Origin of the sequence: Streptomyces sp. NPDC053541 (assembly GCF_044544705.1) — a bacterium.
Lineage (GTDB): Bacteria > Actinomycetota > Actinomycetes > Streptomycetales > Streptomycetaceae > Streptomyces.
In genome coordinates this window covers 46,147-62,561 of the sequence record NZ_JBITXM010000010.1, presented here as the reverse complement: position 1 = coordinate 62,561, position 16,415 = coordinate 46,147, and the positions used below count along the sequence as shown (strand labels likewise).

Annotated in this window: 18 protein-coding genes; 3 read left to right on the top strand and 15 right to left on the bottom strand. The window is 72.6% G+C overall.

Annotated features, from left to right (window positions below):
* Window positions 1-6 precede the first annotated feature (6 nt).
* The 6 genes from ACIGW2_RS24940 to rpmG all read right to left on the bottom strand — a co-directional run bounded on the left by ACIGW2_RS24940 (window position 7) and on the right by rpmG (window position 4,919).
* Window positions 7-798: a DUF4239 domain-containing protein gene (locus ACIGW2_RS24940; protein ID WP_399846011.1), complete on the bottom strand. Its 792-nt coding sequence runs from the start codon at window positions 796-798 to the stop codon at window positions 7-9.
* Between the two features lie 145 nt (window positions 799-943).
* A complete protein-coding gene (locus ACIGW2_RS24935) occupies window positions 944-1,267 on the bottom strand; it encodes a hypothetical protein (RefSeq protein WP_399846008.1) in 324 nt (107 codons plus the stop codon).
* A 98-nt stretch (window positions 1,268-1,365) separates the two neighbouring features.
* Window positions 1,366-3,126: a hypothetical protein gene (locus ACIGW2_RS24930; RefSeq protein WP_399846005.1), complete on the bottom strand. Its 1,761-nt coding sequence runs from the start codon at window positions 3,124-3,126 to the stop codon at window positions 1,366-1,368.
* 176 nt (window positions 3,127-3,302) lie between these two features.
* Window positions 3,303-4,460, bottom strand: coding sequence for a CobW family GTP-binding protein (locus tag ACIGW2_RS24925; RefSeq protein ID WP_391656619.1), 1,158 nt, complete (start codon window positions 4,458-4,460; stop codon window positions 3,303-3,305).
* Window positions 4,460-4,705 carry a type B 50S ribosomal protein L31 gene (locus ACIGW2_RS24920; RefSeq protein ID WP_361578012.1) on the bottom strand — a complete coding sequence of 82 codons (246 nt, stop codon included), beginning with the start codon at window positions 4,703-4,705 and terminating at the stop codon, window positions 4,460-4,462. The genes ACIGW2_RS24925 and ACIGW2_RS24920 overlap by 1 nt, the downstream gene beginning before the upstream one ends.
* A 49-nt stretch (window positions 4,706-4,754) precedes the next feature.
* The gene (gene rpmG, locus ACIGW2_RS24915; protein ID WP_123456582.1) at window positions 4,755-4,919 is read right to left on the bottom strand and encodes a 50S ribosomal protein L33; all 165 of its coding nucleotides are present in this window, start codon (window positions 4,917-4,919) and stop codon (window positions 4,755-4,757) included.
* 68 nt (window positions 4,920-4,987) lie between these two features.
* Here rpmG and rpmB point away from each other — a divergent pair, with 68 nt between their 5' ends.
* Both rpmB and rpsN read left to right on the top strand, forming a co-directional pair.
* A complete protein-coding gene (gene rpmB, locus ACIGW2_RS24910) occupies window positions 4,988-5,224 on the top strand; it encodes a 50S ribosomal protein L28 (RefSeq protein ID WP_391656620.1) in 237 nt (78 codons plus the stop codon).
* Entirely contained in the window at window positions 5,224-5,529 is a 306-nt protein-coding gene (gene rpsN / locus ACIGW2_RS24905; RefSeq protein WP_391656621.1) for a 30S ribosomal protein S14, read from the top strand. Before rpmB ends, rpsN begins: the two co-directional genes overlap by 1 nt.
* 105 nt (window positions 5,530-5,634) lie before the next feature.
* Here the strand turns inward: rpsN and ACIGW2_RS24900 are convergent, their stop codons facing one another.
* Together ACIGW2_RS24900 and ACIGW2_RS24895 are read right to left on the bottom strand one after the other, a co-directional pair.
* Window positions 5,635-6,210, bottom strand: coding sequence for a flavodoxin family protein (locus tag ACIGW2_RS24900; RefSeq protein WP_391656626.1), 576 nt, complete (start codon window positions 6,208-6,210; stop codon window positions 5,635-5,637).
* 28 nt (window positions 6,211-6,238) lie between these two features.
* On the bottom strand, window positions 6,239-7,030 hold the full coding sequence (locus ACIGW2_RS24895; protein WP_399845998.1) for a class I SAM-dependent methyltransferase: 792 nt from the start codon (window positions 7,028-7,030) through the stop codon (window positions 6,239-6,241).
* 399 nt (window positions 7,031-7,429) lie between these two features.
* On the opposite strand from ACIGW2_RS24895, the gene ACIGW2_RS24890 reads away from it, so the two are divergent.
* Window positions 7,430-8,218 (top strand): LuxR C-terminal-related transcriptional regulator, encoded by a 789-nt coding sequence (locus ACIGW2_RS24890; RefSeq protein ID WP_391656628.1) that lies wholly within the window; start codon window positions 7,430-7,432, stop codon window positions 8,216-8,218.
* A gap of 39 nt (window positions 8,219-8,257) precedes the next feature.
* Here the strand turns inward: ACIGW2_RS24890 and metK are convergent, their stop codons facing one another.
* From metK to ACIGW2_RS24855, 7 genes are read right to left on the bottom strand one after another with little or no spacing between them, the layout of a single operon-like run.
* Window positions 8,258-9,547, bottom strand: coding sequence for a methionine adenosyltransferase (gene metK, locus ACIGW2_RS24885; protein ID WP_399845994.1), 1,290 nt, complete (start codon window positions 9,545-9,547; stop codon window positions 8,258-8,260).
* Window positions 9,544-10,392 carry a thioesterase II family protein gene (locus ACIGW2_RS24880; protein ID WP_391656630.1) on the bottom strand — a complete coding sequence of 283 codons (849 nt, stop codon included), beginning with the start codon at window positions 10,390-10,392 and terminating at the stop codon, window positions 9,544-9,546. Before ACIGW2_RS24880 ends, metK begins: the two co-directional genes overlap by 4 nt.
* Window positions 10,389-11,381 (bottom strand): 3-oxoacyl-ACP synthase III family protein, encoded by a 993-nt coding sequence (locus tag ACIGW2_RS24875; protein WP_399845989.1) that lies wholly within the window; start codon window positions 11,379-11,381, stop codon window positions 10,389-10,391. Before ACIGW2_RS24875 ends, ACIGW2_RS24880 begins: the two co-directional genes overlap by 4 nt.
* Before the next feature lies 1 nt (window position 11,382).
* Window positions 11,383-12,429 carry a MupA/Atu3671 family FMN-dependent luciferase-like monooxygenase gene (locus ACIGW2_RS24870; RefSeq protein ID WP_391656632.1) on the bottom strand — a complete coding sequence of 349 codons (1,047 nt, stop codon included), beginning with the start codon at window positions 12,427-12,429 and terminating at the stop codon, window positions 11,383-11,385.
* Window positions 12,430-12,456: 27 nt separating this feature from the next.
* Complete coding sequence (locus ACIGW2_RS24865) at window positions 12,457-13,698, bottom strand: MFS transporter (protein ID WP_361578042.1); 1,242 nt, start codon at window positions 13,696-13,698, stop codon at window positions 12,457-12,459.
* Window positions 13,682-15,319: an amino acid adenylation domain-containing protein gene (locus ACIGW2_RS24860; protein WP_399845984.1), complete on the bottom strand. Its 1,638-nt coding sequence runs from the start codon at window positions 15,317-15,319 to the stop codon at window positions 13,682-13,684. Before ACIGW2_RS24860 ends, ACIGW2_RS24865 begins: the two co-directional genes overlap by 17 nt.
* Window positions 15,312-16,415: an HAD-IIIC family phosphatase gene (locus ACIGW2_RS24855; protein WP_391656635.1), complete on the bottom strand. Its 1,104-nt coding sequence runs from the start codon at window positions 16,413-16,415 to the stop codon at window positions 15,312-15,314. The genes ACIGW2_RS24860 and ACIGW2_RS24855 overlap by 8 nt, the downstream gene beginning before the upstream one ends.

The window sequence follows — 16,415 nt, the reverse complement described above, 5'->3', positions numbered from 1 at the left end:
GACGGCTCACGGCGTCCAGTACCGCGCGAGGGCGCCCTCCCGGTACGGGGCGGGGCTCACGCTGAGTTCGCCGGCGAAGGGGCGGTCGAGGACCAGGACGAGGAGCAGGCTGAAGCCGACGAGGGCGGCGACGGAGGCGACGAAGAGCAGCTGGATGCGCAGCTTGCGCATGCCGTAGAGGAAGGTCAGCGGGATGAGGACGACGGCGCCGCCGAAGGCCAGCACCTGGAGCAGCGGCGGGAGTTCCTGCTCGGCCATGGTGATGCGGGCGCGCCGCTGGGCGGCGACGTCGTTGAGGTGGCCGACGGCCTGCTCGTAGAAGACCTCCTCGCGCGGGGTCCTCGGGTCGTAGGCCTGGAGCACCTCGAACGCGGACCGCAGGTGCGCCTCGGTCGCCCCGTACGACGGCTGCCCGGCCCGCATCCGCGGCCACTGGTCCTCGACGACGGCGTGCACGTACCCGCTGAGCGCCCGGTCGAGGTCGGCCCGCACCGGCGGCGGGAACGCGGCGGCGTCGCGGGCGATGAGCGCGGTGTCGGTGGCCTCGCTGGCGACGATGGTCTGGGTGCTGTCCAGCTGCGTCCAGAGGGTGACGATGACGAAGGCGAGGATGATCCCGTAGATCGCGCCGAACATCCCCAGCGTGACCCCGACCATGTCGTTGTGCTCGCCGCCCGCGAGCGACGGATACCTGCGGCGCAGCAGCACGCTCCCGGTGACGGAGAGGAGGACGGTTCCGCCGACGGCGACGACGGCGAGGGTGAAGGTGCTGAAGTGGTTGAGCAGCCAGAGGGACATGGCCGCGGAGTCTAGGCGCGCCCCCCGCGCCCCTTTTCCACCCCGCGCGCCGCGCGCCGCGCCCTCACCGCGCCCCCGCAGGCCGGCGGAGGGGCGCGGGGGGCGGGGAGTCCACCCCATCGGGTGATCGATCGTGTCCGGGGAATCAGCCCACCCATCCTGCGACGGCGTGGGCGAGGGCCTCTCCGGCCTGCTGCACGGCCGTACCCGCCACCAGTGCCGGCAGGGCGGTCACGACTCCGGTCAGGGCTCGGCGCGCCTGCGGGTCGCCGGAGTCCAGCGTCGCGCCGACGGTGTCCGCCATTCCGTGCAGGCTCGATGCGACGACCGACAACTCCGCCTCGTGCTCGGCTACATCCGCCCGGAAGGCCTCAAGCAGCACGCGCAGACTCGCGGCATCGACCGGGGTGGCCTGGACGGCCGTCGTCTGATGGACGTTCGAGATGTTGTTCCCCACGACGTTCTGCACGGCCGCGATGTTGTCCCGACCGATATGAACCCCCGAGCCCCGCTCGTTCCCGGTCTCCTCGCGCCGACGTCCCCACATCGTTCGTTCTCCCCTCGTTCTCAGGTGCCCTGGCCGACGTTGCTGATGCCGCTGCCGACGACGTTCTGAATGGGCGCGTTGTTGTCTCCGTAAACCTGAATGTTGTTGATGACCATGGACACCTGCTCCTCGTAGCCCGTGGTGTCGATCCCGAGTTGTTTGAGGTGCTCGGCCACCGCACGGAAGACACAGGTCTGCATCAGAACGACATGCCGCTTGGCGTCGTCGCTCTGGTGCATGTCGGTGACTTCCTCCCTCGCATAGCGGTCGCGCAGGCTGACCGGGTCCTTCTCCTCCCTCCGGCCCACGGACGCCTGCTCCTTGAGGGCCAGCCGCTTGACGAACCTGAACAGGGCGAGAGGCGCGTCAGCCGCGTCCAGCAGCCCGTGCACGCCCGTCCGGCCGAAGAACCGCAGCCGCTGACCACGCGACGGCCAGCCCGCCACCAACAGCTCGCTGTAGAGGGGCGTCATCACGTGCGGACGGACGGTCAGCCTCAGTTCGCCGGCTTCGAAAGCGGCATGGACGAACACGGTCACCACGATCTGCCCGCTCCAGCTGACGCACTGGGCGCGCAGGTAGAGGCGGTCCGGCACGCTGGACGGCGAGCGGCGCCCCCTGCCCCGGAGGTCCGGCGCGGACGGCTTGCCGAACTGAGTCCGCGCCAGCCACAGGGCTGACGGGAGCCCGACGACCCGCTGGACGGAGAAGCCCGGAAGGGCATCGGTGCCCTGGCTGTCGCCACCTCCCAACTCCTTCAGGGCGGTGCCGATACCATCGAGCAGCTCCGACTCGCCCGGCAGCTCGACTTGGGCTTTCGGGTCCTTGGACTTCAGCGGAATCGTGATGTCCGCCGTTCCCCACACATCGCGACCGGCCCCGACGAACCGCTCGGGATCGTCGTACGGTAGTTCCTGCCTGAGCTGTCCCTCTTTGAGAGGCTGCAGCCGGTTCCTGCCCTTGACAGTGGCCCGGGGGAAACGCACGGCCGTCACGCCATCCCTGGCGATCCTCGACACCGCCGCACGCGCGCCGATCCGGTCGATCACGCAGACGATTGCCGTCCAGGTGAGCCATGCGAACGGTAGGCACACCAGGGCGACACGCGTGGATACGAGATCGCCGGAAGACTCCTCGAACGGCACCGTCGCGATCAGCCATGGCAGGCACAGAACGAGGAGAATCAGACGCGGCGAGCGCGCCAGCCGTGACTTCGGCACCTTTCCCTTGCGCACGGCCCGGAACGCTGCCCACCAGAGCAGAAGCGTCACGAGAAGTGCCGCCGCCCACACAGCAGCCGAAGCAGGTGCCACGGCGGCGATCAGGGCGATGCCGAGCAGTACCGCCGTTCGCCGGATGCGCCGCTGCCGCCTGGCCCGCAGGCTGTGGACGACCACGGGTAGCAGGTCGAAGCCGTAGGCGGGGACCGGCAATCGTGGACCGCGCAGCACGTGGTCCACGACCCACTGCGCCATGGGTTCGCCCAGTGGCGGGCAGTCGTCGCTACCTTCGAGGAAGATACGGCGCCTCGTGCTGCGCCGGGGCTTCGCCGGCCGGCGCCCTCTCCCCCGGAGGTTTCTCCACCACTCCTTGACCAGTCGCACCCGGTCGACCCGTTCATGGAGCGCCTGGCAGAGCAGCCGGGTCACCTCGGAGGCGGTCGGATCCACCGCCTCGACGGCCTTCTCTCCGACGGGAGGGCCGCCTTGCCTCGGCACCGCAGGCCCGTTCCACTTCTCCTGCTCAGAGTGCTCCCGCACGTCCGCCCAGCCTTGCTCCACGCCGTCCCCCGTTCACTGCTACGGCGGGCATCCTCTTGGTGAATTCGGGGAACCACCAGACCGCAAATGCGCCATTGAGAGTCATGCGCACCGGCGACGGTCGGGCGTGGATGGACACCTCTTCGGCCCCGGGCTCCTCCCGCGGAGCCCGGGGCCGCCAGGGGCCCGAAGGGGGGTCAGGCCGGGTCGAGGAAGGGGGCGAAGGTGGCCGGGAAGTGTTGCCAGGCCTCGCGGCCCGAGGCGTATTCGGCGTCGTCCAGGAGGCACGAGTCCAGCAGGCGTTCCAGGGACTCGCGGTCGAGGCCGGGGGACGTGAAGACGAGGTGCTGGCAGCGGTCGCCGTGTTCGGGGTGCCAGTCCAGGGCGGCGGCCGCGCGGCGGACCGGGGGGACGAGGTCCCAGGCCGCGTCGGGCAGGGAGGACAGCCAGGGGCCGGCGCTCTCCACGCAGAGGGCGCCGCCGGCGGCGTCCCAGGCGAGGAGGGTGTCGGGGCGGTCGGCGAGCCAGAAGCGGCCACGGCTGCGGGGCGCCGCGCAGCAGAGCTCCTCCAGGGCGTCGTAGAGCCGCCCGGGGTGGAAGGGGCGGTGGCGGCGCCAGACCAGGGTGGTGACGCCGGCCTCGTCGGCGTCCTGCGGGAGCAGGGCGCAGGCGGGGTGCTGGGCGGCCGCGGCGGCCTCGACGTCGAAGCCGGCCAGGGCGGCGCGGGCGAGGTCGGGCGAGCCGACGGGCAACCGGCGCGCGGTGGGGTGGAGTTGGGCGAGGAGAGCGTGGTCCTCGGCGTCGGCGTCCGGGCTGTCGACGAGCGCGAGCACGGGGGCGTACTCCAGCTGGCGGGCGAAGGTGTCGCCGACGGTGCGCCGATCGGTGGGGGCGGCGGCGAGGCCGGCCTCGGCCAGGTCGTCGCCGTTGCCCAGGCAGGGCAGCACGAGCGCCGGGTCGACGGCGGTGAGGACGCCGGTCAGGGCGATCCGGTCGCCGCCGTGCGCGGCGACGACCTCGGCCATGGTGCGGGGTTCGACCGAGTCCCACAGCTCGACGACGGCGAGCCGGGTGAGCCCGGCCTCGGCGAGCCGCGTCAGTTCGGGGACCAGGTCCTCGCGCAGCGCACAGCAGGCGCAGTCGTCGACGAGCGGGGTCTCGCCGGAGGAGAGCGGGCCGTCGGCGTCGCGGACGGTGCGGAGCACGGTGCCGTCGACGGCACGGCCGAGGTCGTGGTGGAGGGCCACGCTCCCGGGCACGGTGCGCAGCAGCCGCTCGACGACCTCCTTGCGGGCGTCGGCGTGGAGCCCGGCGACGAGCACGACGGGCATCTGCTCGGCGTACGGCGGGCGCATCAGCGGGCTCCGTAGCGGCGCTCGAAGCGTTCGACCCGGCCGGCGGTGTCGAGGACGCGGGCGGTGCCGGTGTAGAAGGGGTGGCTCGCCGAGGAGATCTCGACGTCGACGAGGGGGTAGGTGTTGCCGTCCTCCCACTCGATCGTCTTGTCGCTGCTCATGGTGGAGCGGGTGAGGAAGGCGGTGCCGGAGGCGGAGTCGCGGAAGACGACGGGACCGTAGGCGGGGTGGATTCCGGGCTTCATGGCAGGGCCTGGGCCTTTCGTGGTGCGGGGCGGGTGGGCGGGGCGGGGGTCAGCGCTCTTCGCGGAAGTCGACGTGGCGGCCGGCGACGGGGTCGTACTTGCGCAGGACCAGGCGGTCGGGGTCGTTGCGGCGGTTCTTGCGGGTGACGTAGGTGAAGCCGGTGCCGGCGGTGGAGCGGAGCTTGATGACGGGACGGATCTCGTTGCGTGCCATGGGCGCTAGTATACGACAATGGTTTTCATTACCGATAACGCTTCCCGTCGAGAGGGGTAGCCCCACCCATGTCCGCCCACTGCCAACTGACCGGCGCCAAGCCCGGATTCGGCAACACCATCTCCCACTCCCACCGGCGCACCGCGCGCCGCTTCGACCCGAACGTGCAGCGCAAGCGCTACTGGCTGCCGAGCGAGGGCCGCTACGTCCGGCTGACCCTGAGCGCCCGCGCGATCCGTACGGTCGACTCGATCGGCATCGAGGCCGCCGTGGCCCGGATCCGCGCGCGGGGAGGGAAGGTCTGATGGCCAAGAAGAGCAAGATCGCGAAGAACGAGCAGCGCCGGCGCACGGTCGAGCGGTACGCCGCCCGCCGGGCGGAGCTCAAGGAGATCCTGCGCCGGCCGGGCTCCACCCCGGCCGAACGCGCCGCCGCCCACGCCGAACTGAGCCGCCAGCCGCGCGACGCCAGCGCCACTCGGGTGCGCAACCGCGACGCCGTGGACGGGCGTCCGCGCGGTCATCTGCGCCGCTTCGGCCTCTCCCGGGTGCGCACCCGGGAGCTGGCGCACGCCGGCTTCCTGCCCGGGGTCACCAAGTCCTCCTGGTAGTACGGGAATTCCAGGCAGGGGGAATCCGGGCACGGGTCTCCGGGCACGCGAAGGGGCCGGGCGGGGTCGTGCGACCCCGCCCGGCCCGTTCGGCCGTCGCCCCGCTCAGCGCTCCGGCGCGAAGAACGCGGCCGCCCGCGCCAGCGCCGCCGGGTCCGCCTCCAGGTCGCCGGGGCGGTGGGCGCGCGCGAGCAGGGCGCCGCACCAGCGCATGCCGAGGTAGCCGGCGGTGCGGCTGAGCATCCCGGTGAGGGGGTCGGTGTCGGCGTCCTCGCCGCGGGCGTAGGCCGTCACCGCCCACAGGTTCTTGCCGCGCATCCGCGCGCGGAAGTCGAGGTCCGGCAGGGCGAGCCAGCGCGCCCAGTAGTCCAGGTAGAGCTTGGTCGCCGCGGAGACGCTGTACCAGTGCAGCGGCGAGGCGATGACGAGGTCGGTGCTGTCGAGCGTCGCGTCGAGCAGCACCTTCTCCGGGCCGTCCGGCAGCGGGCCGGAGGGCTCGGCGGGGAGGGCGAGTTCGCTCAGGCTGAGCCAGCTGCCGGTGCTGTGCGGCGGGAGGCCCTCGGCCGCGTACCGGGCCAGGGTCTCGGTGTTCCCGCCGCCGCGGGGGCTGCCCAGGACGAAGACGAAGCTCCGGCCGCGTACCGGATCGAGCGTGCGCGGGGCGGTGGCAGGGGAGGTCACGGCGGTCCTCACGGCTCGTCCCGGTCCCTCACGCGGACCGGAGGTCGGCCGCGCGGGCGTCGGCGACCCGGCGCAGGTGCTCACGGGCGTCCTCGTGCAGCTGGTCCGAGTAGTCGATGGCGCCGCCCGGTCCGGCGTACCGCAGCTTCTTCGCGCCGGAGGTGCGGCGCAGGACGGTGACGCTGTTCTGCATCAGCTTCTGCGACTCCAGGAGGCTGACCACCTCCAGCTCGCCGGGGTGGCGCTCCTGGAACTTGGCGATGTAGCGGCGGACGGCGTCGCCCTCGGGGTAGGTCATCAGGTAGTGCATGACGACGAGCCCGCCGTCCGGGTTGATCAGCGGCCAGAAGTGGTCGAAGAACCACAGGCACTCCCAGGCGTCGACCCAGGCGAAGTCGATGGGGGTGAACTCCTCGGGGAGCTTGTCGAGGGAGTCCTTCAGGTCGGCGTTGACGACCGTGACCCGGTCCGCCAGGCCGAGTTCGGTCAGCACCTCCTGGCAGCGGCCGGCCGAGGACTCGGCGATCGAGAGGTTGTCGACGGCGGCCAGGCGCGGACGGTAGGGCTCCAGGTGGAGCGCCGGGGTGACGAGCGGCGGCTCGGCGAGCAGCCACTCGTCGTCGAGCGCGCGGCCGCTGTCCAGATGCGCGCGGGTCTTCTCGGCCAGGGCGAGGGACTCGGCGGCGACCGTCTCCTCCGCCTCGGCGAGCGCGGCAGCGAGGAAGGGGGTGGTGTAGCCCATTCCCACTTCCAGGACGCGACTCGGGCGGAGGAGCTGGACGAGGTTCGCGAGGAGCGGGCCGACGACTTCGGTGCCCATTCCCGGCACGGAGAGCCGGGAAACCGCCGCACGGAACTCTTCGCTCTGAATTGAGGGTGCCATTTCCATCCCTTGGTAAATGCGGTTCGAACCGAGTCGGAGAGGGTTCACTCATGGTTTCCGGCGCGCGGTTGCCGCAACAACGCCCTGACCTAACATGTATGCGCAGCGCATGATCACGCAGGGGGGCAAATGTCGCAAACAGGATGTGATAGCACGCCATGTGGACCAGGACTGTGCGAGCCCGGTCTACGTCGTTACGAAAGCGCCGTCGCCGCGGGATCGGCACCGGCCGAGCCGCCGGTGCACTGTGCGACGGCACTCGGTCTTCTGGTGCCGGCGGCCGGGGAGCCCGGACTGCTCTCCCCGGTCACCCCGGCCATCGCCGCGGGCCGCACCATGGCTCCCCTGGAGCGGACGCTCGCGGAGGGCCGGCGCCGGCTCGACGCCCTGACCAAGTCCTTCGAGACGGCCGAGGCCGTGTACTTCGAGGCCCGGCAGAGCGGGACGCAGTGCTCGACGGTGCTCAAGGGCGCCGGTGAGATCGCGGCGACGATCGACGTGGCGGTCGGGCTCTGCAAGGCCGAGCTGCTGACCGCCCAGCCGGGCGGCCGCCGGCCCCCGGAGATCCTGGAAACGGTGGTGCGGCGCAATCTCGAACTCCTGTCACGGGGCGTCTCGCAACGCACCCTTTATCAGCATGCGGTATGGAACCATCCGCCGACCGCGGAATACATCCGGACCGTCGCGGAAGCCGGCGGAAGTGTCCGGACCGTGGACGAGATGTTCGACCGGGTCATCATCTGCGACCGCACGGTCGCATTCATTCCGACCCTTTCCGATTCTCCCGACGAGGCGCTGGAGGTCCGGGACCCCAGCATCGTCCGCTATCTGGCGAATGTCTTCGAGTACGCGTGGGCCCGCGGCACCCCGGTCGATCCGGCCGCCGGAAAACGGCCGGAAATCGTCGTTTCGGAGCTGGAACAGAGCATCGTGCGCTTTCTGGTCGCCGGGCACACCGAAGAGAAGATCGCCCGCGGCCTCGGCATCAGCCGGCGCACCGTGGCCGAGTACATCAGCCGGATATCCCGGCGGCTCGGCAGCGTGAGCCGGGCCCAGCTCGGCTATCTGATCGCGACCAAGGGGCTGCTCCCGGAGCCGGAGAACGAGCGCCCCTGCGATCCCTGACGGCCCGGCGGCCACGGCGGTCCCGATGGCCGGATCCGGTCAGCCGGCCGCGGTGGCCGAACCGGCCGTCTCCGCCGTCTCCGCCGTCTCCGCCGTGTCGGCCGTGTCGGCCGCCACGGCCGCCACGGCCGCGGTCAGTGCCTCGGCCCGGTCGGTGCGCTCCCAGGTGAACTCCGGCAGCTCGCGGCCGAAGTGCCCGTAGGCGGCGGTCAGCGAGTAGATCGGGCGGAGCAGGTCCAGGTCGCGGATGATCGCCGCCGGGCGGAGGTCGAAGACCTCCCGTACGGCCCGCTCGATCGACTCCACCGGCGCCCGCTCGGTGCCGAAGGTCTCGATGAAGAGGCCGACCGGCTCGGCCTTGCCGATGGCGTACGCGACCTGGACCTCACAGCGGGAGGCGAGCCCGGCGGCGACGACGTTCTTGGCGACCCAGCGCATCGCGTAGGCGGCCGAACGGTCCACCTTCGACGGGTCCTTGCCGGAGAAGGCGCCGCCGCCGTGCCGGGCCATGCCGCCGTACGTGTCGATGATGATCTTCCGGCCGGTGAGGCCGGCGTCGCCCATCGGGCCGCCGATCTCGAAGCGCCCGGTCGGGTTCACAAGGAGCCGGTAGCCGGCCGTCTCCAGCTTGATGCCGTCCGCGGCGAGCGCCTCCAGGACGTGCTCGACGACGTGCCGGCGGACGTCCGGCGCGAGGAGCGAGTCCAGGTCGACGTCCGAGGCGTGCTGCGAGGAGACCACCACCGTGTCGAGCCGGACCGGCCGGTCGCCCTCGTACTCGATGGTCACCTGCGTCTTGCCGTCCGGGCGCAGGTACGGCATCGTCCCGTCCTTGCGCACCTCGGTCAGCCGCCGCGAGAGGCGGTGCGCCAGCGCGATCGGCAGCGGCATCAGCTCGGCCGTCTCGTCGCACGCGTAGCCGAACATCAGGCCCTGGTCGCCGGCGCCCTGCGCGGCCAGCTCGTCGTCCGCGCCCGAACCCTCCACCCGGGACTCGTAGGCCGTGTCCACGCCCTGCGCGATGTCCGGGGACTGCGCGCCGATGGACACCGACACCCCGCACGAGGCGCCGTCGAAGCCCTTGGCCGAGGAGTCGTAGCCGATCGCCAGGACCCGGTCCCGGACCAGCTGCGCGATCGGCGCGTACGCGCTGGTCGACACCTCGCCGGCCACGTGCACCTGGCCGGTGGTGATCAGGGTCTCCACCGCGACGCGCGCGGCCGGGTCCTGGGCGAGCAGGGCGTCCAGAATGGTGTCGCTGATCTGGTCGGCGATCTTGTCGGGATGGCCCTCGGTGACCGACTCCGAGGTGAACAGTCGACGGGTCATGAGCGTGCCTCCGAAGGAGAGGAAGAAGGACTCACGGGACGGGTGCGGCGGGCGGCGGCCACGTCACGGGCGATCCGCGCGCAGACCTCCGCCGCGTGCTCGAAGAGGAAGAAGTGGCCGCCGGGCCAGGAGTGCCGGGCGGTGGGGCCGGTGGTGTGCCCGGCCCAGGGCGCGGCGATGCCGGGGTGGGCGACCGGGTCGTCCTCGCCGGTGAACAGCGAGAGCGGGACGCCCAGCGGCGGGCCGGGGTGCTCCTCGTACGTGTCGACGATCGACAGGTCGCCGCGCAGCGCCTCGACCATCGGGCCGACCAGGTCGGGGACCTGGAGCACCTCCTCCGGCGTGCCGCCCAGCTCGCGCAGGAAGGCGGTCAGCCGCTCCCGGGTCCACAGGTGGCGCTGGGCGCGCTCGGGCCGGTGGCCGGGGGCGGGCGCGCCGGACAGGCCGACCCAGACGGGCGGGCGGCCGTCCCGGGAGAGCGCCCGGGAGAGTTCGTACGCGATGAGGGCGCCCATGCTGTGCCCGAAGACGCCGTAGGGGCCGCGGGGACCGTCGAGCACCCGCCGGGTGAGCGGGGCCAGCCACTCCACCGCCTCGGTGGTGGTGCGGCAGCCGCCCTCCCCCATCGCCATCAGCCGGCCGGGGAGGTCGACGGCGAGCAGCCGCCAGTCCGCGGGCAGGTGGCGCAGCAGCGGCGCGAAGGCGGCGGCCGAGCCGCCCGCGTGGTGGGTGAGGAGCAGCGTGAACGGCTCCCCCGCCGCCGGGCCGGCGGGCGGCTCCGCCACGGGGGCGAGGTGGCGCCGCAGGTCCTTCCAGCCCGCGTACGGGCGTACGGGGGCGGTCATCGGCCTCGGTACTCCAGCGCCGTCACGCCCCAGCTGAAGCCCATGCCGCTGGAGGCGACGAGGACCAGGTCCCCGGGCGTCATGCGGTCCTCGCCGATCAGGTCGCGCAGGGCGAGGAACGGGTCGGAGCCGCCCATGTGGCCGTAGCGGTGGTAGTTGAAGACGCTCTTGCCGGCCGGGATGCCGAGCTTGGCGAGCAGCTTCTCGTGCATGCCCTTGTCCCCTTGGTTGACGAGGAACCAGTCGACGTCGTCGATCCGCCGGCCCAGGGTGTCCAGGACGTCGTGGACCCGGGCCGGGAAGTTCTCCAGGTAGGCGTCGCCGAGTCCGGGCCGGCGGCCCCGGCGGCGCATCAGGACGCGGTCGTCCTCGACGTCGCCGGAGTAGTAGTCGGCCCAGGAGGGGTCGGTGCGGGTGGCGGAGGTCAGCACGTCGAGGAGGGTGTTCTCGCGGCCGAGGAGGACCGCCGCCGGGGCGTCGCCGAAGTTGAACAGGTGCTTGGACTCGGCGTCCTCGTGGTCGACCAGCCGGCTGAGCCGGTCGCCGATGAGGACGAGGGCGTACCGGGCGCGGTTCAGGGCGAGTTCGGCGAGCGCCGTGCGGATCGCGGTCATCGCGCCGTTGCAGAAGTTGGTGACCTCGTAGCAGTGGGCGTTGCCGATGCCGAGGTCGTCGGCGACCTTGGCGGCGGGCGACCAGAAGGGCAGGTCCCACTCGCCCGAGCCGGCGTAGACGACGAGGCCGATGGCGTCGGGGTCGACGCCGGTGCGCTCCAGGACGGTGCGGCCGGCGGCCGCGGCCAGCTCCCAGGCGGCCTCGTCCTCGTCGAGGGCGGGGAACTCCGCGGTGTGGGTGATGGCGAGGATGTCGGCGACGGGCACGCCGGAGGCGGCGTGCAGTTCGGCCACCTCCACCGTGGAGGAGGGCAGCACGACCTCGAAGTCGACGATGCCGCCCGGGGCCGGGAGGGTGTGCGGTGCGTCGGTCATGTCAGGCCGCCGTCCGCTCGCGGAGCCGGTTCAGGTGCTCGAGGCCGGCGAGGACGGCCGGGGTGGGCAGGCCGAAGTCGATCAGGCAGGCGACCTCGTCGACGCCGATGGCGCGGAAGCGCTCGACCATCCGCTCGGCCTTGTCGACGGTGCCGAGCAGGCCGCCGTCGTCGAAGTAGCGGTCGAAGGAGCGGGCGACGATGAAGTCGACGTCCTCGGGGGCGAGTCTGGAGGCGTCGATCCGGCGCCCGTCGAGCTGCGAGCCGAGCAGCAGGCCGAGCGAGCTGCGCAGATAGGCGCCGAGCGGGGCGCGGACGGTGTCGCGTACGGCGTCCTCGTCCTCGCCGAGGAAGGCGTGCACCATGAGGGCGACGTGGCCGGTCCAGCCGTCGGGGCGGCCGAGTTCGGCGACGGCCTTGCGGTACTCGCCGATCTTGTGGGCGAGGTCGTCGAGGTCCTGGCCGAGCAGGTGGGTGAGCAGTCCGGCGCCGGAGCGGCCGGCGTTGCGGAAGGTCTCGACGCCGCCGGCGCTGGTGACCCAGACCGGGAGTTCGGGCTGGACGGGCGGCGGGTAGACGCCGAGCCGCTGCTCGGTGCCGACGCCGTCGGTGACGGTGATCTTCTCGCCGCGCCACAGTGCGCGGACCTGCTCGACCTGTTCGAGCAGGATCGTGCGGCGGTCGGCGTAGTTCTCGGGGCGCAGGGCGAAGTCGGTGGCGTGCCAGCCGGAGGCGAAGGAGAGGCCGACCCTGCCGTTCGACAGGTTGTCGACGACCGACCACTCCTCGGCGATGCGCAGCGGGTGGTGGAGCGGGGCGACGACGCTGCCGGCCCGGATGCCGATGCGTTCGGTGACGGCGGCGACGGCGGCTCCGGTGACGGAGGGGTTGGGGTAGAGGCCGCCGAAGGGGTGGAAGTGCCGTTCGGGGGTCCACACCGCGCTGAAGCCGTTGCGGTCGGCGAACGTGGCGCCTTCCATGAGGAGTCGGTAGCGGTCGCCGGTGGCCTCGGTGCTGTCGTTGGCGAAGTAGAAGAGGCTGAAGTCCATGGTGGGCTTTCTCCGTTGGGGCGGCGGTCAGGCCACGGCCGGTTCGGCGCCCGCCTCGGGGGCCGGCTTGCGGGTGCGTTCGGCCCAGGACGCCACGGCCGGGGCGGCGAGGCCCGCGGCGAGCAGCAGGGCGGCGAAGACCACCCAGGCGGGCCAGCCGAGCTTCACGATGAGCAGGGTGGCGAGCGCGGGGGTGACCATGGAGCCGAGCTGGGTCGACATGCCGAACATGCCCTGGTACTGGCCCTGGGCGTGGTCGGGGGCGAGGCCGAAGGCGAGCGACCAGGAGCCGGCGCTGTAGAGCATCTCGCCGATGACGTGGACGACGGCGCCGGCGAGCAGCGCGGCGACGGCGACCCACACCGGGCGGTCGGCGGCGAGCGCGAAGAGTCCGCAGCACAGGGCGAGGAAGACGCCGCAGCGGCGCAGGGTACGGGCGCCGCCGCGGACGGTCTCGCTGCCCTTGCCGGCCCGCACCTGGAACAGCACGACCATGATCGTGTTGAGGATCAGGATGGCCGAGTAGAGCCACTTGGGGGCCTCGGTGTGGCCGGTGATCCAGATCGGCAGGGCGACGGTGAGGATGGCGACGTTCATCACCAGGACCGAGTTGAGCAGGGCGACGGCCGCGTACGGCAGGTCGCGCAGCACGACCCACTTGGGGCCGGTCCGCTCCTTGGGGGCCGGGTCGACGGACGGCACGGTGAGGTAGGCGGCGCCGGCGATCAGGAACATGGCGCCGCCGGCGATGAGCAGGCCCACGTAGGCGGGGCGGCTGTCGAACCAGAGGGCGACGGCGCCGGCCGCGGCGCCGAGGGTGACGCCGAGGTTGGACACGGCCCGCATGTAGGACCAGGCGCGGACCCGTTCCTCCTGCGGGATGAGGCCGGCGATCAGGGCGCCGCGGGCGGCGTCGGTGGAGGACTCGGCCATCAGGGCGAGGCTGGTGACGACGACGAGGGCGGCGAAGCTCTCCACGAAGGCGTAGGCGCCGACGAACACGCCGAGCAGCAGCAGGAAGCCGACGGTGGTGTTGCGGGGGCCGACGACGTCGGCGAGCCGGCCGGCCGGGATGCTGGCGGCCATCGCCATGGCGGCGCCGATGCTGAGCGCGAGGCCGACCTGCTCGGCGGGGATGCCGACGGTGCGGGTGAAGAAGAGCACGCTGACGGCCATGAGCACACCGTGGCCCGCGGTCTTGGCGAAGTTGCTCAGGCAGAGGGTGCGGACGATGCCGGGCGGCGGGACGATGTCATCGAGTAGCGCCATGGTGGCCTCCGTGGCCGCCGGCCGGTCCGGCCGCGGCGAGGTCGTGGGGGGTCTGGAGCTCGCGGGCGATGCGCGGCCGGTCGACCTTGCCGTTGGGGTTGAGCGGCAGGCTGTCCAGGTGCCGGAATCGCCGGGGCACCATGTGGACCGGTACGCGCTTGCGCAGCCAGCGGGCGAGCGGCTGGGGTTCGACGGGGGTGCCGGTGTGGCAGCCGACGAGTTCGACGTCGTCGCCGTCGCGCAGGGCGATGACGACGGCCTCGGCGATGTCGGGGTGGCGGCGCATCGCGGCCTCGATCTCGCCGAGTTCGATGCGGTAGCCGCGCACCTTGACCTGGTTGTCGAGGCGGCCGAGGTGCACGAGCCGCCCGTCCTCCCAGCGCACCCGGTCGCCGGTCCGGTAGTAGTGCGCGGGGGTGAGCGGGCCCTCGCCCTCGTACGGGGTGACGCCGTGCTCCGCGTCGTGGGCGAGGAAGCGGCCCCGGTTGTCGGCCGGGTCGAGGTAGCCGTCGAAGCGCTGCGGGCCGCGCACGACCAGCTCGCCCTCCTGGGCGGGCCGGCCGTCCTCGTCCAGGATGAGGTGGTCGAGGAAGTCGTAGACGGGCCCGATCGGCACGGTGTCGTTGGAGGTGGCGGGCCAGTCGGCCGGGTCGGCGGGCAGCGCGAACTCGGTGCAGGCGACGGTGAGTTCGGTCGGACCGTAGACGTTCTCCAGGGCGGCGTGCGGGGCCACCGCGTGCCAGGCGCGGGCCTGGTCGTAGGACAGCTGCTCGCCGATGAAGACGCTGGAGCGCAGGCTGGTGGCGAGCCCGGTGGGCAGGTTGTCCAGCTGGGCGCTGACGGACACCACGGACGGCACCGAGAACCAGTGGGTGATGCCGTTGTCCGCGATGTAGTCGACGGGCGAGAGGAGTTCGGCCCGGCCGGGCACCACGAGGGTGCCGCCGCCGCCCCAGGTCACGAACAGGTCGAAGACGGAGGGGTCGAAGGTGAGGTCGAAGGTGTGCGAGGTGCGGCAGCCGGGGCCGATGCCGTACCGGGCGATGTTGTGCGCGAGGTACGGCGTGAGGTTGCGGTGCCGGATCGGCACGCCCTTGGGGCGGCCGGTGGAGCCGGAGGTGAACAGCACGTAGGCCACGTCGTCCGGCCCGGTGGTGTACGGCGGGAGCCCGGGCGCGGGCAGGTCCGCCGCGCGCCCCGCTCCGGCCACCTCCGCGGCGTCCAGGCGCAGTTCGGTGGCGGCCGCGCCGGCGAGCTCGCCGTCGAGCTGGCTCGCGTCGGCGGCGTCCACGACGAGCACCTCGGCGCCGGACAGTTCGACGATCATCCGGTTGCGGGCCACCGGGAAGCCTGGGTTGACCGGGGTGACGGTCGCGCCGAGCCGCTGGCCCGCGAGGTAGGCGGCGAGGACGGCGACGGAGCGGGTGGCCATGACGGAGATCCGCCGGGGCGCGGTGCCGTGCGCGTCCACGATGCGGGCGGCGACGTGCTCGGCGGCCCGGCGCAGCTCGCGGTAGCTCAGGGTGGCCCCGCCCGCCTCCAGGGCCGGCTCGTCCGGGTGCCGCTCGGCGGTCCGGTCGAACCACGCGTACAGGGTGGCGGGGAGCCGCGGGTCAGCCATGCGACACCTCGCCGGCGGGCACGGTCAGGTCGGGCGCGTCCAGCCGCATGGTGGTCGGCGGCTCCTGGCGTGCGGGCTCGATGTGCAGCAGCTCGATGCCCTCGCGGTCCGGTCCGGTGACGGCGGCGGCGCAGGGGCAGGCGTCGTCGGTGAAGCCGGCGAAGCGGTAGGCGACCTCCATCATGCGGTTGCGCTCGGTGCGCCGGAAGTCGGCGGCGAGGTGCACGCCCGCGGCGGCGGCCCCGTCGGTGAGCCAGCGCAGGATGACCGCGCCGGCGCCGAAGGAGACGACCCGGCAGGAGGTGGCGAGCAGCTTGAGGTGCCAGACGCCGGGGAGGCGCTGGAGGAGCACGATGCCGACGGCGCCGTGGTCGCCGAAGCGGTCGGCGAGGGAGATGACCAGGACCTCGTGGCCGGGATCGGCGAGCAGGGCGCGCAGTTCGGCGTCTCCGTAGTGGACGCCCGTGGCGTTCATCTGGCTGGTGCGCAGGGTGAGTTCCTCGACCCGGGCGAGGTCCTCCTCGGCGGCCCGCCGGATGGTCATGACGAGGTCGAGGGTGCGCAGGAAGTCCTCGTCGGCGCCGGTGAAGTCCTGGCGGGCGGCCTCGCGGCGGAAGCCGGCCTGGTACATCTCGCGGCGGCGGCGCGAGTCGGCGGTGGTGACGGGGCTGAACTCGGGGCGGCCGGTGAGCTCCAGGGCCTCCTCGGCGCGGTAGCAGCGCACCTCGGGGAGGTGGTGGGCGACCTCGGCGCGCTCGGCGGGCTGGTCGTCGATGAAGGCGATGGTCTTCAGGGCGAAGTTGAGCTGTTCGGCGATGTCGCGGACGGAGCCGGACTTGGGGTTCCAGCCGATCCGGGGGTGCACGAAGTACTCGGCGACGCCCAGCTTCTCCAGCTGTCCCCAGGCGTGGTCGTGGTCGTTCTTGCTGGCCACGGCCTGGAGGATGCCCCGCTCGTCGAGCGTGGTGATCACCTCGCGGATCTCGTCGGGGAGCCGGACCTCGCCGTCCTCCAGCAGGGTGCCCTGCCACAGGGTGTTGTCGAGGTCCCACACCAGGCACTTGACGTGCGTGACGTCCTGCACGGTCTCCGTCAT